At 38.2% G+C, this 15,862-nt stretch carries 21 protein-coding genes; 1 reads left to right on the forward strand and 20 read right to left on the reverse strand.

What is annotated here, in order from left to right; all coding sequences use genetic code 11:
• Positions 1-46 precede the first annotated feature (46 nt).
• From rpsH to WMO14_RS09985, 18 genes are all read right to left on the reverse strand, one after another.
• Positions 47-442 carry a 30S ribosomal protein S8 gene (rpsH, locus tag WMO14_RS09900; protein ID WP_022204432.1) on the reverse strand — a complete coding sequence of 132 codons (396 nt, stop codon included), beginning with the start codon at positions 440-442 and terminating at the stop codon, positions 47-49.
• Between the two features lie 173 nt (positions 443-615).
• Positions 616-801: a type Z 30S ribosomal protein S14 gene (locus tag WMO14_RS09905; RefSeq protein ID WP_012738585.1), complete on the reverse strand. Its 186-nt coding sequence runs from the start codon at positions 799-801 to the stop codon at positions 616-618.
• Between the two features lie 19 nt (positions 802-820).
• Entirely contained in the window at positions 821-1,360 is a 540-nt protein-coding gene (gene rplE, locus WMO14_RS09910; protein ID WP_022204433.1) for a 50S ribosomal protein L5, read from the reverse strand.
• Positions 1,361-1,381: 21 nt separating this feature from the next.
• On the reverse strand, positions 1,382-1,696 hold the full coding sequence (rplX, locus tag WMO14_RS09915) for a 50S ribosomal protein L24 (protein ID WP_022204434.1): 315 nt from the start codon (positions 1,694-1,696) through the stop codon (positions 1,382-1,384).
• Between the two features lie 11 nt (positions 1,697-1,707).
• The gene (gene rplN, locus WMO14_RS09920; RefSeq protein WP_022501132.1) at positions 1,708-2,076 is read right to left on the reverse strand and encodes a 50S ribosomal protein L14; all 369 of its coding nucleotides are present in this window, start codon (positions 2,074-2,076) and stop codon (positions 1,708-1,710) included.
• Between the two features lie 48 nt (positions 2,077-2,124).
• Positions 2,125-2,382: a 30S ribosomal protein S17 gene (rpsQ, locus tag WMO14_RS09925; protein ID WP_022501133.1), complete on the reverse strand. Its 258-nt coding sequence runs from the start codon at positions 2,380-2,382 to the stop codon at positions 2,125-2,127.
• 47 nt (positions 2,383-2,429) lie between these two features.
• Positions 2,430-2,630, reverse strand: a complete 201-nt coding sequence (rpmC, locus tag WMO14_RS09930; RefSeq protein ID WP_012738580.1) for a 50S ribosomal protein L29 — start codon at positions 2,628-2,630, stop codon at positions 2,430-2,432.
• Positions 2,620-3,057 carry a 50S ribosomal protein L16 gene (gene rplP, locus WMO14_RS09935; RefSeq protein ID WP_055177147.1) on the reverse strand — a complete coding sequence of 146 codons (438 nt, stop codon included), beginning with the start codon at positions 3,055-3,057 and terminating at the stop codon, positions 2,620-2,622. The genes rpmC and rplP overlap by 11 nt, the downstream gene beginning before the upstream one ends.
• On the reverse strand, positions 3,057-3,716 hold the full coding sequence (gene rpsC / locus WMO14_RS09940) for a 30S ribosomal protein S3 (RefSeq protein ID WP_055177144.1): 660 nt from the start codon (positions 3,714-3,716) through the stop codon (positions 3,057-3,059). The genes rplP and rpsC overlap by 1 nt, the downstream gene beginning before the upstream one ends.
• Positions 3,717-3,748: 32 nt before the next feature.
• A complete protein-coding gene (gene rplV, locus WMO14_RS09945) occupies positions 3,749-4,135 on the reverse strand; it encodes a 50S ribosomal protein L22 (protein ID WP_055177141.1) in 387 nt (128 codons plus the stop codon).
• A 29-nt stretch (positions 4,136-4,164) separates the two neighbouring features.
• Complete coding sequence (rpsS, locus tag WMO14_RS09950) at positions 4,165-4,440, reverse strand: 30S ribosomal protein S19 (RefSeq protein ID WP_055177138.1); 276 nt, start codon at positions 4,438-4,440, stop codon at positions 4,165-4,167.
• 63 nt (positions 4,441-4,503) lie between these two features.
• Positions 4,504-5,346, reverse strand: a complete 843-nt coding sequence (rplB, locus tag WMO14_RS09955) for a 50S ribosomal protein L2 (RefSeq protein ID WP_055177134.1) — start codon at positions 5,344-5,346, stop codon at positions 4,504-4,506.
• 62 nt (positions 5,347-5,408) lie between these two features.
• Complete coding sequence (gene rplW / locus WMO14_RS09960; RefSeq protein ID WP_055177131.1) at positions 5,409-5,708, reverse strand: 50S ribosomal protein L23; 300 nt, start codon at positions 5,706-5,708, stop codon at positions 5,409-5,411.
• A complete protein-coding gene (gene rplD, locus WMO14_RS09965; RefSeq protein WP_055306849.1) occupies positions 5,708-6,328 on the reverse strand; it encodes a 50S ribosomal protein L4 in 621 nt (206 codons plus the stop codon). The genes rplW and rplD overlap by 1 nt, the downstream gene beginning before the upstream one ends.
• 28 nt (positions 6,329-6,356) lie before the next feature.
• Positions 6,357-6,992 (reverse strand): 50S ribosomal protein L3, encoded by a 636-nt coding sequence (rplC, locus tag WMO14_RS09970; RefSeq protein WP_055177126.1) that lies wholly within the window; start codon positions 6,990-6,992, stop codon positions 6,357-6,359.
• A 282-nt stretch (positions 6,993-7,274) separates the two neighbouring features.
• Positions 7,275-7,589: a 30S ribosomal protein S10 gene (rpsJ, locus tag WMO14_RS09975; protein WP_022203557.1), complete on the reverse strand. Its 315-nt coding sequence runs from the start codon at positions 7,587-7,589 to the stop codon at positions 7,275-7,277.
• A 444-nt stretch (positions 7,590-8,033) separates the two neighbouring features.
• Positions 8,034-9,950, reverse strand: coding sequence for an ABC-F family ATP-binding cassette domain-containing protein (locus WMO14_RS09980; RefSeq protein WP_349153754.1), 1,917 nt, complete (start codon positions 9,948-9,950; stop codon positions 8,034-8,036).
• Positions 9,951-9,989: 39 nt separating this feature from the next.
• Positions 9,990-12,179, reverse strand: coding sequence for a SulP family inorganic anion transporter (locus WMO14_RS09985; RefSeq protein ID WP_055306851.1), 2,190 nt, complete (start codon positions 12,177-12,179; stop codon positions 9,990-9,992).
• A gap of 328 nt (positions 12,180-12,507) precedes the next feature.
• Here WMO14_RS09985 and WMO14_RS09990 point away from each other — a divergent pair, with 328 nt between their 5' ends.
• Positions 12,508-13,407 (forward strand): class I SAM-dependent methyltransferase, encoded by a 900-nt coding sequence (locus WMO14_RS09990; protein WP_055177116.1) that lies wholly within the window; start codon positions 12,508-12,510, stop codon positions 13,405-13,407.
• A 79-nt stretch (positions 13,408-13,486) separates the two neighbouring features.
• On the opposite strand, the gene WMO14_RS09995 is transcribed toward WMO14_RS09990, so the two are convergent.
• Entirely contained in the window at positions 13,487-14,647 is a 1,161-nt protein-coding gene (locus WMO14_RS09995; protein WP_055177113.1) for a Gfo/Idh/MocA family protein, read from the reverse strand.
• 68 nt (positions 14,648-14,715) lie between these two features.
• Positions 14,716-15,837, reverse strand: coding sequence for a Gfo/Idh/MocA family protein (locus WMO14_RS10000; protein ID WP_055177110.1), 1,122 nt, complete (start codon positions 15,835-15,837; stop codon positions 14,716-14,718).
• Between the last annotated feature and the right edge of the window lie 25 nt (positions 15,838-15,862).

Below are 15,862 nucleotides of genomic sequence, written 5' to 3' on the forward strand. Positions count from 1 at the left end.
TAAAAATAGGAACGTGTTTTCTTTGTGAGTGAGTATCTATTATAAATTACCAAACGAAGCAGAGAACTTCTCCACCAACGCCCAGCTTTCTAGCTTCCTTATCTGTTACAACACCTTTGTTTGTTGAGATAATTGCAACACCAAGACCACCGAGAACTCTTGGAAGTTCATCCTTGCTAGCATAAACTCTAAGACCTGGCTTAGAAATTCTCTGGAGACCTGAGATAATCTTTTCATTCTTATCAGCACCGTACTTTAATGTAACACGGATGTCGTTGAAATTACCATTCTCAACAAGCTCATAAGACTTGATATAACCTTCATCTAAAAGAATCTTAGCTATAGAAAGCTTCATCTTTGAAGATGGGATATCAACTGTGTCGTGCTTTGCTGTGTTTGCATTACGAATTCTTGTAAGCATATCTGCAATTGGATCTGTCATTTTAAATGTTCCTCCTTAAATAATTCACTGGTTTCCCTTACCGGGACTACGTCAATTGTTCATGCATATATAGCATACGGCTGTACGCCGTATAACTATGTTAATGCATATATATCAAGGTAATAGTGGCAAACCACTGTTGATTAATTACATATTGTAATTATCAATTTATCTTACCAAGATGCCTTCTTAACTCCTGGGATCTGACCCTTGTAAGCTAATTCACGGAAGCAAATTCTGCAGATTCCGTACTTTCTTAAAACAGAATGTGGACGACCACATATTGTACAACGTGTATAAGCTCTTGTAGAGAACTTAGGTGCTCTCTGCTGCTTAACCTTCATTGAAGTCTTAGCCATTAAAATTTACCTCCTATAATTAATTCTTGAAAGGCATGTTGAACATTCTAAGTAATTCACGTGCCTCTTCATCTGTATGAGCTGTTGTTGCAATAATAACATCCATACCTCTTACTTTGTCAATCTTATCGTATTCGATTTCTGGGAAGATAATCTGCTCTTTGATACCTAAAGCATAGTTACCTCTTCCATCAAATGATTCAGCGCTTACGCCTCTGAAGTCACGAACTCTTGGTAATGCAAGATTAACAAGTCTGTCAAGGAATTCGTACATCTTCTCACCACGAAGTGTAACCTTGCATCCGATTGCCTGACCTTCTCTTAACTTGAAGTTAGCAATTGAATTCTTAGCTCTTGTAAGAACTACCTTCTGACCTGAAATAGTCTCGAGTTCTTTAACTGCTGCATCGAGAAGCTTTGAATTTTCTTTAGCTTCACCAACACCCATATTTATTACGATCTTGTCGATCTTTGGAACCATCATTGGGTTCTTGTAACCGAACTTATCTGTCATTTTTTTAGTGATTTCGTTTTCGTATAAATCTCTAAGTCTACTCAAAATTATTGCCTCCTTCCTTTATTAATCGATAACTTCGCCAGTTGCCTTAGCAACACGAACTTTCTTACCATCCTTGAAGTCATAACCAATCTTAGATGTCTTATCACCCTTAACTACATAAGCGATGTTTGAGATATCGATTGGTGCTTCCTGGTGGAGAATTCCACCCTGCTGATTAGCTGCACTTGGCTTAGCATGCTTTGTTACCATGTTAACGCCCTCAACTAATGCTGTATGGTTCTTAGCATTTACAGACATAACCTTGCCTGTCTTGCCCTTGTCTTTACCTGCGATTACCTTAACAGTATCACCTTTTTTAATTCTTACAGCTGACATTGTGGTACCTCCTATAATACTTCTGGAGCAAGAGAAACGATCTTCATAAACTTCTTTTCTCTTAACTCTCTAGCTACTGGTCCAAAGATACGAGTTCCCTTAGGAGTCTGATCATCCTTGATGATTACAGCAGCATTTTCATCAAATTTAATGTATGAGCCATCTTTACGACGTGCGCCCTTTACAGAACGAACAACAACGGCCTTAACAACATCGCCCTTTTTAACAACGCCGCCTGGTGTTGCTTCTTTAACAGTAGCGACAATCACATCACCGATATTTGCATATCTTCTTGTAGATCCACCCATAACTCTGATGCAAAGAATTTCTTTAGCACCTGTGTTATCGGCAACCTTAAGTCTGGTTTCCTGTTGTACCATAATACTACCCCTTTCAGTAATATCAATTCTAATTCTAAATTGTTAAAATTATTTAGCTCTGCTGATAATTTCAACTAATCTCCATCTCTTATCCTTAGATAAAGGTCTAGTTTCCATTACCTTAACAACGTCACCGATTAAACATTCGTTGTTCTCATCGTGAGCCTTTAACTTGTATGTTCTCTTTACAATCTTGTTGTAAAGTGGATGCTTAACGTTATCTTCTACAGCAACAACGATTGTCTTATCCATCTTATTGCTGATAACTTTACCTGTACGAGTTTTTCTTAAATTTCTCTCTTCCACAGTTATTCTCCTTTCTTAGGAAATACTTACACATTTATAAATGTAATTTAAGCATTCTTCTGAGCAATTACAGTCTGAATTCTAGCAATGTTCTTTCTAACTTCTTTAATTCTGCTAGTGTTATCTAACTGATTTGTTGCGTTCTGGAATCTTAAATTGAAAAGTTCCTTCTTAGCAGCTACTAATTCTTCATTCAATTCTGCAGCTGATTTTGCCTTTAAATCTTCTACATACTTATTAATTTTCACTGTTATCACCGCCTTCTAAGTCTGCACGTGAAACGATCTTGCACTTGCAAGGAAGTTTATGAGTTGCAAGACGTAATGCTTCTCTTGCTGTTTCTTCAGGTACACCTGAAATCTCGAACATAACACGTCCAGGTTTAACTACTGCTACCCAGCACTCTAAGTTACCTTTACCTTTACCCATACGAACACCGATAGGCTTACCTGTTACCGGCTTATCTGGGAAAATCTTTATAAATACTTTACCGCCACGCTTAATGTATCTTGTCATAGCTACACGGGCTGCTTCTATCTGGTTTGACTTGATCCAGCATGGTTCTGTTGCAACGATACCATATTCACCATTAGTGATTCTGTTACCTCTTGTTGCCTTACCTGCCATAGAACCACGGAACTGTCTACGATGTTTAACTCTCTTAGGTAGTAACATTACTTATCGCTCCCTTCCTTGTTAGTCTTTGTTGGAAGTACCTCACCTTCATAGATCCATACCTTAACACCAACTTTACCATAAGTTGTGTTAGCTTCTGCAAATCCGTAATCGATATCTGCACGAAGTGTCTGAAGAGGAATTGTACCTTCGCTATAGAACTCTGTACGAGCCATATCAGCACCGCCGAGACGACCTGAACAAGATGTCTTAATACCCTTAGCACCCTGCTTCATTGTTCTTCCCATGCAAGACTTCATAGCTCTTCTGAAAGAGATACGATTCTCTAACTGCTGTGCGATGTTCTCAGCTACTAACTGAGCATCCTTATCTGGTCTCTTAACTTCTTTAATATCAATGCTAAGTCTCTTAGCACTTGTAAGCTTTTCAACCTGCTTCTTGAGTGCTTCTATTTCAGCACCACCCTTACCAATAACAACACCTGGCTTAGCTGTGTGAATGATAATCTTTAATCTATCTGAAGCTCTTTCTGTTTCAATCTTTGAAATTCCTGCAGCATATAACTTATTCTTAAGGAATTTTCTAATGTTATAATCTTCTACAAGGTTATCTGCAAAAGTTTCTTCTGCATACCACTTAGAGTCCCAGTCTTTGATAACGCCGACTCTTAAACCATGAGGATTAACTTTCTGTCCCATAAAATCTCCTTTCTATTCTTTAGGAAATGCAATTATCTTTCATTTAATATTACAGTGATATGGCTCATTCTCTTTTCGATTCTATAAGCTCTACCCTGTGCTCTTGGATGGACTCTCTTCATTGTTGGTCCCTTGTTAGCGTAGCATTCTTCTACATATAACTTGCTTGGGTCCATACCGTTATTGTTCTCTGCATTAGCAGCAGCTGACTTTAATAACTTCTCTATAAGTGATGAAGCATATCTTGGGTTGTACATAACGATACCAAGTGCTTCTTCAAGGCTCTTGCCTCTAATAGCATCTAATACGAAACAAGCCTTCTGAACAGATACTCTTGCGTAAGATAACTTTGCGCTTGGTCTTGTGTCCTTAACAGCGTTTCTTTCACGTTTAATCTGGGATCTATGTCCTTTAGCCATCGATTAAACCTCCTTTCAAATAATACAAATTATCTACTCTTCTTTTCGTCTTTGCCGTGTCCTCTGTAAGTTCTTGTAGCAACGAACTCACCGAGCTTATGACCAACCATATCCTCTGTAACATATACAGGAACATGCTTTCTTCCGTCATGAACTGCAATTGTATGGCCTACGAATGAAGGGAAAATTGTTGAACGACGTGACCATGTCTTAATAACCTGCTTGTCGTTTGATGCGTTTAATGCATCTACCTTCTTAAGTAAGCTTTCGTCCGCGAATGGTCCTTTTTTAAGTGAACGAGCCATAGGTTGAAACCTCCTTATAATCTATCAAATCTTAGTTAAATGTTAATTAAAATGTACTATTAATTACTTAATAGCCTTTCCATCTCTTCTTCTTACGATAAGCTTGTTAGAAGCTTTTTTCTTCTTACGAGTCTTAAGACCCATAGCAGGCTTACCCCAAGGTGTCATTGGGCTTGGACGACCAACTGGTGCTCTACCTTCACCACCACCGTGTGGATGGTCGTTAGGGTTCATAACAGAACCACGAACTGTAGGTCTGATACCCATATGTCTCTTACGTCCAGCCTTACCAAGATTAATAAGGTTGTGATCTCCATTACCTACAACACCGATTGTTGCGCGGCAGATAATTGGTACCATTCTCATTTCGCCAGAAGGAAGTCTTAATGTTGCATACTTGCCTTCCTTAGCCATTAACTGAGCTGAGTTACCAGCAGAACGAACAAGCTGTCCACCCTTACCTGGATATAACTCAATGTTGTGTACCTGTGTACCTACAGGAATCTCTGTAAGTGGTAAGCAGTTACCAACTCTTACTTCAGCACCAGCACCATTCTGTACTGTCATGCCATCTGTTAATCCCTGTGGAGCAAGGATATATGATTTCTCACCATCTGCGTAGCAGATAAGTGCGATATTAGCTGTTCTGTTAGGATCGTACTCGATACCGATAACCTTTGCAGGAACGCCTTCTTTATTTCTCTTGAAATCTATTAATCTATATTTCTGTCTGTTTCCACCACCATGATGTCTAACAGTGATCTTACCCTGGTTGTTACGGCCAGCAGTCTTACTCTTCTTAGCGAGTAATGATTTCTCAGGAGTTGTCTTTGTGATTTCTGAGAAATCTGATCCAGTCATGTTTCTTCTGGAAGGTGTATATGGGTTATAAGTTCTAATTCCCATTATATTCTCTCCTTTCGAGCTTGTGTAATATTGTTTTCTACACTATTAAATGTTGCTAAATCTTAAAGTCCTTCAAAGATTTCGATATCTTTGCTATCAGCTGTTAACTGAACAATTGCCTTCTTAGTCTTAGCAGTTGTACCAACTGTTCTTCCTCTTCTCTTCTTCTTGCCAACGCTGTTCATTGTGTTAACGCTGGCAACCTTTGTTCCTTCGAACATCTTTTCAACAGCTTCTTTAATCATAGTCTTGTTAGCATCTGTATGAACTAAGAATGTATACTTCTTGTCTGCCATATCAGCCATAGACTTTTCTGTTATAACTGGTTTGAGGATTACATCATAATACTGTACGTTTGCCATTATGCATACACCTCCTCTAATTTCTCTACAGCGGCCTTAGTAACAACTAATGTTGTGTACTTAAGTACGTCATATGTGTTGATTTCGTTAGTAGCTGTAACCTTAACTGAAGGAATGTTTCTTCCTGAAAGAACTACGTTCTTGTTCTCTCCTTCAAGAACTACTAATGCGTTTTCAACCTTTAAGTTGTTCATAACTTCTACGAACTTCTTTGTCTTGATTTCATCTAACTTGAACTCATCAAGTACAACGATCTTGCTTTCTGCAACCTTTGAAGATAATGCAGAGAGAAGAGCGATTCTCTTTTCCTTCTTATTCATCTTGAATGAATAATCTCTTGGCTTTGGTGCAAATACGATACCGCCGCCTGTCCACTGTGGAGCTCTTGTAGAACCCTGTCTTGCATGACCAGTTCCCTTCTGTCTCCAAGGTTTTCTTCCGCCACCAGAAACTTCTGAACGTGTCTTAGCGCTCTGTGTTCCCTGACGATTATTTGCAAGCTGGTTAACTACTGCCATGTGTACAAGATGTTCATTAACTTCAACACCAAATACTGCATCGTTTAATTCGATTGAGCCAACTTCCTTGCCTTCAATATTGTAAACAGATACGTTTGCCATCTGTGTGGTCCTCCTTCCTTAGTAAAAACTACTTGCTAGCCTTTACTGTTTCTTTCAGTGTTACTAATGATTTCTTAGGTCCAGGTACAGCACCCTTAACTAAGATTACGTTGTTTTCAACATCAACTCTTACTACTTCAAGATTCTGGATTGTGATTCTCTTAGAACCCATATGTCCAGGCATTCCTTTTCCCTTGAATACTCTACCAGGTGTTGTTGCTGATCCGTTTGAACCCTGATGTCTGTGGAACTTAGAACCATGAGCCATAGGTCCTCTTGACTGGCCTAATCTCTTGATTGCGCCCTGGAAACCTTTACCCTTTGAAATAGCAGTTGCATCTACCTTATCGCCTGCTGCGAAGATATCAGCTTTGATTTCATCCTTTACTGAGTATTCTGAAGCATTTTCAAACTTGAATTCTCTTAAGAATCTCTTGTAAGGAACCTCTGCCTTATCAAAATGTCCTTTAACAGGCTTGTTTACTAACTTTTCTCTAATGTCAGCAAAACCAACCTGAACTGCATCGTAACCGTCGTTCTCTACTGTCTTAACTTGTGTTACAACACAAGGACCAGCCTGAAGAACAGTTACAGGTGTTAAAACACCGTCTTCATTGAAGATTTGAGTCATTCCGACTTTTGTAGCTAAAATTGCCTTCTTCATTGATATTCCTCCTGTTTAATCTACAGCGGACAAGATGATTATGCCGTTTCCGGCGTAATCATCTGGAAGCAAAATCCTAGCGGATTTTCTTCCGACTTTAGTCCGGAAGTTTCTATATTATATTGTAATAATATTTTATACGTCATAAGCGCATCCTGTCATCCTAGAACAGCTAATATAAGTGGAACCCGCACCACTGTGCTACACTTTCGTGTATCGTTACTTCTATATTAAACCCTTAGGATTATTGCTCTTAAATAATAATGAAAAATTGTGTAATGATTAGTTCATTACCTTAAGGTTGATGAATACACCAGCTGGCATTTCTAATTTAGATAATGCATCTACAGTCTTCTGAGATGGTGATAATACATCGATGAGTCTCTTATGAGTTCTCTGTTCAAACTGTTCTCTTGAATCCTTATACTTGTGAACAGCTCTAAGTATTGTAACTACTTCCTTCTTTGTTGGAAGAGGTACTGGACCACTCACATTTGCTCCTGTCTTCTTAGCAGTTTCGATGATTTTCTTAGCTGACTGATCGATTAACTGATGATCATAAGCTTTCAGTGTAATTCTTATTACCTGATTTGCCATAAAAAAAGTCGCCTCCTTCGCACTTTATTGTTTAAGCACGACAAGCGGTGACTGTACACACTCCCACGCGTATCGAGAAACCGCTATTGGTATATCCCGATTAACCAACGTGTCATTTCTGCATCTTGCAGATGATATTAGGTACAGTGACTTGTCGCCAGATTCTTCGCCGGACTTGCCGGCCTTGACATTCGCTCCACGGAAAACCTACCCTTACGGATAGCAACCTCACGCTTCTACGCTATCAATGTCACAGCAAGTATTAATATACACTACCCCTACTATAAAATCAACCAGAAAAATATTATTTTATTGTATTTTTTTAAGTACAATCATATAATATTTCTCTGGTTTAATTATTATCCATTCTAGTTGTTATTTATCCACAATATGCTTTATTTAATGAATATTTATAAACATTTCTGCTTTATTTACACACACCTTTTACTGGTTTGCAATTCTTTCCGCAAGGTCATTAAGATATACCCATCTGTCCATCTTTTCCTCAAGCTGTTGTTCTTTTTCAGCCTTCTCCTTAGATAAGTCATTAAGCTTTCCGTAATCAGTTGCACACTTAGACATCTCTGCATCTATTCTTTCTATATCATTTTCCAATGCCGCTATGTCATCATCAATAGTTTCGTACTCTTTCTGTTCCTTATAAGTAAACTTAAGACGTTCGCTTCTTGACTTATTATATTCCTTGCTTGTAAGTGTCTTACTGCCAGATACAGCCTTCTGCACACTATCCGTATCGCCACCTGATACTCTTCCTGCTGCCGTGCCTCCTGCTGTTACATCTACACCTGCCACTACACTATTACTGCCTAATGATAAATTACTTTTTGAAACTCCATTTTCTGACGCATTATATATAGAAGAAACACATTTTTCTTTATAGTCTGAATAACCTCCTTCATACTGTGTAAGGTGCCCTCCAGCCTCAAATGCAAATATTCTATCAACCGTCCTGTCGAGAAAATATCTATCGTGAGAAACAGTAATTACAATTCCTGCAAACCCATCAAGATAATCCTCTAATACTTCAAGCGTTTCAATATCCAGGTCATTGGTTGGCTCATCAAGTATGAGTACATTAGGTGCACTCATAAGCACACTTAAAAGATACAGTCTTCTCTTTTCTCCTCCAGACAGCTTTCTTATTGGTGTCCACTGCTGCTTAGGCGGGAACAGGAACTTCTCACACATCTGGCTTGCTGTTGCTTTTCCATCAACCGTCTGCACATACTCGCCTATGCTTCTTACGAACTCAAGCACTGTCTGATTCTCATCAAGAGGCTCATTCTCCTGCATAAAATAGCCTATATGAACTGTATCGCCTATCTCAACACTTCCACTGTCAGGCTGTATCTGTCCTGTTATTATCTTCATAAGTGTAGACTTGCCACAGCCATTGCTTCCAATTATGCCTATTCGGTCATCCCTTAAGAAAATGTATGTAAAATCATTAATGTATGTGTGTCCATTATAAGCTTTAGTTATATTGTTAAGTTCTATTGTCTTTCTTCCAAGACGTCTGCTTACAGAGCTCATATCCATAAGGCTTTTGTCAAACTTAGCTCTTGCCTGTCTTGAAGCTTCTTTCATATCTTCAAAACGATCTATTCTTGCCTGCTGCTTGGTTGAACGTGCCTGACAGCCTCTCCTTATCCACTCAAGTTCTCTTCTTAATGTGTTCTGTCTTTTAGCCTCTGTAGCTCTTTCCATCTGTTCTCTTTCAGTCTTTAATTCAAGGAATCCTGAATAATTAGATTCATAACTGTAAAGATCTGCGTGGTCTATCTCAACTATCTTGTTAGTTACATTGTCAAGGAAATACCTGTCGTGCGTTACCATAAGAAGTTCACCCTTAAATGCCTTGATATACCGCTCAAGCCACACAACCATATCATTATCCAGATGATTAGTCGGCTCATCAAGTATAAGTACCTCTGTAGGTTCAACTAACACTTTTGCCAATGCAACCCTCTTTTTCTGTCCACCAGATAGCTTGTCCATAGGAGCATCATATACATCTATGCCCAGCTTATTAAGTATTTCCTTCGCCTTTGGCTCATTCGATGAATCTTTGCCACGAAGCACATATGAAAGTACATTTTCATCTTTAATATAATCTGGTGACTGTGCAAGATATGTAACAGTAACTTTTCTTCCTTTTATAATATTACCCTCATCAGGTTCTTCAATGCCGGCAATTATTTTAAGCAGTGTAGACTTTCCAGTTCCATTAACTCCTATAATTCCGATCTTGTCACCCTTATTAATCCCAAGTGTGACATTGTCAAGAAGCACTTTCTCACCAAATGCTTTGCTCACTTTTTCAACATTTAATATATTCACAATAAAAACCTTCCCTTATATATAATGATATATGACAGTTTAATCATCAAGCTTATAGAATTCCTTCATCTTAGCAGCAAGCTCTGGCTTTTCTTTCTCCAGCCTGCTTATATGTTCCTTTCTATGCTGTATCATATGAGCATACGCTTCTGGATTGTTCTCTTTAAATCTCTGTAACACTTCTTTTCTATGTTCCCTTAAATGCTTTAACGCATCCGGATTTAACTTCGCAATCTTAGCCTCAAGCCTTAATCTTCTCTGTTCAATATGCTCCTCTAACTCTTCTGCATTGCTGTTCTGTGCAAGCTCAGATAAGTGCATTTCAACTCTCTCAAGAAGTTCATCTTCATCAAATAAGCCAATTCTACCCCAGGCATTCTTGCTTTCCGCCTTATCAAGAACATTTTCCGCAAACTCAGATGACCCCACATCAATACTGCTTGTAATGTCATCTGTAACCTGTACGGCATATTTATCAAGCCATTCTGCGGCGTCCTTGCCAAACGCCCACTCTATCTCTGCAAGCCTTTCGTTATCCTCAATAAAATCCTCGTGTACAGCAACCTGCTCAGGACTGCCAACAAGCGGATAAGGCCTGTCAACACCGGCATCTCTTAAAGCAAGCGATATTGTTCTTCTTGTGACACCTTCCTCAACAAGACAGCCAGCACCCAACTGCCTTAACTGGTCATTTACATGGTCAACGTGCTCAGTTATATAAAAATGTATTCCTTTACCCTTTAATATTTTATTAAATGATACAAGCCTGTCTGCTGCTGTTATATCTATGCTTCCGATACCGCTCGCATCAACTATTATAATCTTTGTATCATCATTTATGGCATTTTCTATATCCTGCAAAAATGTAGACACATTTGCAAAGAAAAGATTACCACTGAATCTATATAATAATGTGTGTTCTATCTGCAAAGCGTTCTTGTTACGATTAAGATTATAGAAACCCTCGTGTCCTGGTATACAGCCAAGAAATGATCTTGGAGGAACAACTGCCCTTATTATTACAGCTATAAATGAAAGAATAACACCTATAATAACGCCATATATAGTTCCAAATAATAATACGCCAAACATAGCCGCAAGAAATATAAAGAACTCCGCCCTGTTGACTTTTCTAAGTTTATCAGCAAGCTTATATTCAACTATTCCGATAAGTGCAGCAACGACAATTCCTGTAAGAATAGGCACAGGAAGATATTCAAGCACAGGTGTCGCAAAAAGCACGACAACAAGCATTGTAATTGAAGCTGTAACTGACATAAGCTGTGATTTACAGCCAAACTGGTCAGCTATACCTGTTCTTGATACGCTTCCGTTAAGAGGGCAGCTTCCTGATACCGAAGAAGCTATATTGGCTAAAGAATAAGCAAGCACCTCTCTGTTATTATCAACCTTATATCCATATCTGTTAGCATAGTTATTAGTGGCAAGCAGTGTCTGTGCCATAATAACAAGTGCACAGGTAAGTCCAAGTATAATTATATCTGATGTATCTGTCTTTAATAATGTAAAATCGGGTACCATAAGCTTCGGAAATCCCGAATCAACGTGAGGCAGAAGCTTAACCCCTAATCTGTCAATGTGTAAAAATGCTGTTGCCATTGCACCAAGCACCATAAGCACAACTGACATTGGAAACTTCGGAATATATTTCTTTGCAACAAGTATAATTACAACTGTTCCAAATCCAAGAACTGCCGATAACACATTAAAATATTGAAGTTGTCCCCATATGTGGATACCCAGTTCAATAAGTTCTCCTGTACCTGCAGAACCACCAAACAGCTTTGGAACCTGCATAAGTATTATTGTAATACCAATTCCACTTATAAAACCTCCCATAACCGGCGTTGATATGTAATTAACTATTCGTCCTGCTTTAATAAGACTGAATATCAAGAGCCATATTGCAACAACAAATGTAATGACCGGCACAAGCTTCATCGCTTCCTCAGAGCCTGAAGTAACGCCAAGTGCCGATAACGTACCGCCTACAAGCACCGCCGGCGTTGCATCTACACCAAATACGAACTGTGGTGATGTTGTTGTAAAAGCATATATAAGCACTGGTATAAGCGAACCATACAGTCCATATGCCGCTGGAAGCCCTGCTATCTGGGCATACCCCATAGATATTGGTATTGACACTAACGCCACAATAATTCCTGCTATAATATCATTCTTTGCTGTTTTAAAAGATATATTTTTCAAATGTGCATTTTCCTTTCCTTATATATATTATGCAATTATCAATAGTTACTTTTAACACTAATACCATATAACAATTTATATTTTTTGTCTGTTATATGTTACAGTAAAATGGTATATTTTTCAAGTTACGCAATATATGCACAACTATACATTTAACATATTACATACCGCCGCACATTAATTATATCCTAATCACTGTATTAAATGATTATTATACACTACCATACGTTAATTATATCCTAATCGCTGTACTTTTTGATTGCCCCAACCATACAATCTGTTATATACTTAATATATATGCTTAAACAAGAAAGGACTTAATTACAATATGTTTGTTGCAGATAATTGGAAAGATTATGAAGTTATAGATACATCCTGTGGAGAAAAGCTTGAACGCTGGGGCGATTACATTCTTGTCCGCCCAGACCCACAGGTTATATGGGACACTCCTAAGAACGACAACAGATGGAAACATATGAATGGACATTATCACAGAAGCTCTAAGGGAGGCGGCGAATGGGAATTCTTCGACCTGCCACAAAGCTGGACAATAAAATACGAAAGTCCTTCTGTTGATGTTCCTCTTACATTTAACTTAAAGCCATTCAGCTTTAAGCACACAGGAATATTCCCTGAGCAGGCAGCCAACTGGGACTGGTTCTCTGAAATTATAAAGAAAGCTAAAGATAATGAACCTGACAGACAGATAAAGGTTCTTAACTTGTTTGCCTACACTGGTGGTGCTACTCTTGCCTGTGCAGCCGCTGGTGCTCATGTTACACACGTTGATGCCTCTAAGGGAATAATTGCGTGGGCTAAAGAAAATGCCACATCATCAGGACTTATTGACAAGCCTATCCGCTGGATAGTCGATGACTGTGTTAAATTTGTTGAAAGAGAAATAAGACGTGGCAATCACTACGATGCTATTATTATGGACCCTCCATCATATGGCAGAGGTCCTAAGGGCGAGATATGGAAAATAGAAGAAGCTATACACCCACTTGTTAAGCTGTGTGCAAAGCTTCTTTCTGACAAGCCATTATTCTTCCTTATCAACTCCTACACAACAGGACTTCAGCCAGCAGTTCTTACTTATATGTTAAGCACAGAACTTAAAGATTTTGACGGCTACTGTAGTTCTAATGAAGTCGGACTTCCTGTATCCGCTAACGGACTTGTGCTTCCTTGTGGAGCTTCTGGAAGATGGTGCGGTTCTGAATATTAATTACCAATTAAAATGCTGCCATTTTATGTGGCAGCATTTTATACTATATTTTATTATATTATTTTTCTTGTATTATTTTTTATATATTATTCTTTATGCTCTTTTCCTTCATAATCAGTTCTTCCATAAGTCTGCTATAATCCTCCGCGCCAACCGGAAGCTTAACCTGGATACCATTACATGCTGAATAATAAGCTCCTGCACACAACATCAGGGAATTGATTCCTTCATCTCCTTTCGCCACAAGATATGTATCATTATGTTCTAAGGAAGCTCTGGCAAATCTTTCAAGCAGCTCTGTATATGGCTCTGGTGCCTTTGGAAACTCAATTGTTTCTTTCACATATTGCATATTTTCCCTTGAATTAACCATCTCCGTTTTTATATACTCTTCTACATCCTGATGTCTTGTTATAGTAAGTGTATTATCTTCAAGCAACAGCTTTGCTTTTGTTCCTATTATTTCCAGTCTTTCTTCATGACACGCTTCTCCTGTTGTCAGTACAAATGAAGCCGTCATGCCATTATCATAATCCATAATAATAGTATCTTCATCATCTACTGCAAAATCATTATATTTGCCAAATGGTATAAGTGCAAACATTCTCTGCGGCATACCAAAAAGATACTGGAACATATCAAGAATATGCTGTCCCTGGTTAATAAGTGCGCCGCCGCCTTCACCTGTAAAACTACTTCTCCATGCGCCAGAATGATGATAATATGATGTTCTTAAATATCTTGAATTAATAAGATTCACCCTTCTTAGTTCTCCCAGCTCACCTGCATCAATCATACTCTTAATCTTCATATACTTAGGATATAATCTCTGATGAAACACCATACCATATATTCTTCCACTCTTTTTAGCTGCTTCATTCATAGTAAGTGCTTCTCCTATATCTGATGCTGCCGGCTTATCGCACAAGACATCCTTTCCTAGCGAAAATGCCTGTACCGCAAGCTTAGCATGCGTTTTATGAGGAGTTGCTATAATTACTGCATCAAATAATGTATCTACATCTTCTGCTTTAAACATATCATCTGCACTTCTGAATATTTTCACATATTCACCATCAGTATTTACAAGAGTCTCTCCCCATTCCATAAGTTCATCTCTTCGTATAACTACTGCTGTTAGTTTTATATTGGATACCTCACCTGATACTATCATCTGTACATATTTTTTTCCCATATTTCCAACACCTATAAGAGCTGCTCTTAATATTTTATCTGACATAATATGTAATATTCCTTTCTACTTCTTTAACAAATATTTTCTGAATTCACAATATATTATTAAGATATTTATTTATTTTTAGCTATACATATCTTTTCAATACAGCTACTTACCTTATTACTTGTCCTTACTGCTTCATCAAGCAATATTGACGCATACGCATCTGCAAATGCATCTTCCATGCTATATGGTGATTCTGCCTCACCTCTGCTATACTTTGCTGTTCCTATCATAAGACCTGCTATTGCAGTTTCATCTTCTGACAAACCACGCATCCCTAATTCCGGTTCATACAATACATTTTCACCACACATTATTTTCTCTATTTCACGAACGATAGACAAGTTAGGATTAGTATCTTTGGTGTGCGTTGCATTCACATCTGTCACAATCTTTTGATACTGTCCTTCATTATTTTCATCAAGATAATACAGCTCATTGTTAATAAGTTCCCCTCTGACACCCTGCACCTTTATCATATTCTTTCTGATAGGTGAGCGGTACTGCTCAGAGTCAAAATCATACCATGCAACCTTTCCGCTCTCAAACTCAAATACTGCTACACATCTTTTTTTAGGAGCTGTTCTGCCATCTGTAAATTTGTCATATCTCGTAAGTGTCTGAGTTGTCGGAAATTCATATATTTTACCTGACACCGTGTAGTTTTCATCCGGTTTTATACCAAGATATGCTCTTATAAGACTGAAACCGTGATATTCGTGTGCAATGGATATATTCAGACAACTGATATCGCCAAGTACACCACTATTAACAAGATTAATCCGTGCTTTATTATATGGATATTCCCTGTATTGTTCAGCAACAACCTGTTTCTTATCTGTTTTATCATCAGACATATGATATCTGTATAACTTTTTAAGCGAATCCATATCCAATGCTGCTGGTGTCTCAGAAAGAACAGTTATTCCTCTATCCATCCATTCTATTGAAACATCACAGATACTTGTTTTATTCACTGCTACAACAGCAAAATCCGGTTTATAACCTACACACTCTTCTATAGAAGTTGTAGTGTGTATACTGAATTCTTCTGCCATCTTATCTGCTTTTTCCTGTGTCCTGCAATACATCGCATCAAGACGTAATATATCCGGCATTGCTTTTGCTATTCTGACATAATAAAGTGAACGCCAGCCTGAGCCTATTATTATAAAATGATACTTACCCATATAAGCTTCATACCTCCTGAAAATA

Source organism: Lachnospira rogosae (ex Hitch et al. 2025), from assembly GCF_040096455.1.
GTDB lineage: Bacteria > Bacillota > Clostridia > Lachnospirales > Lachnospiraceae > Lachnospira > Lachnospira rogosae.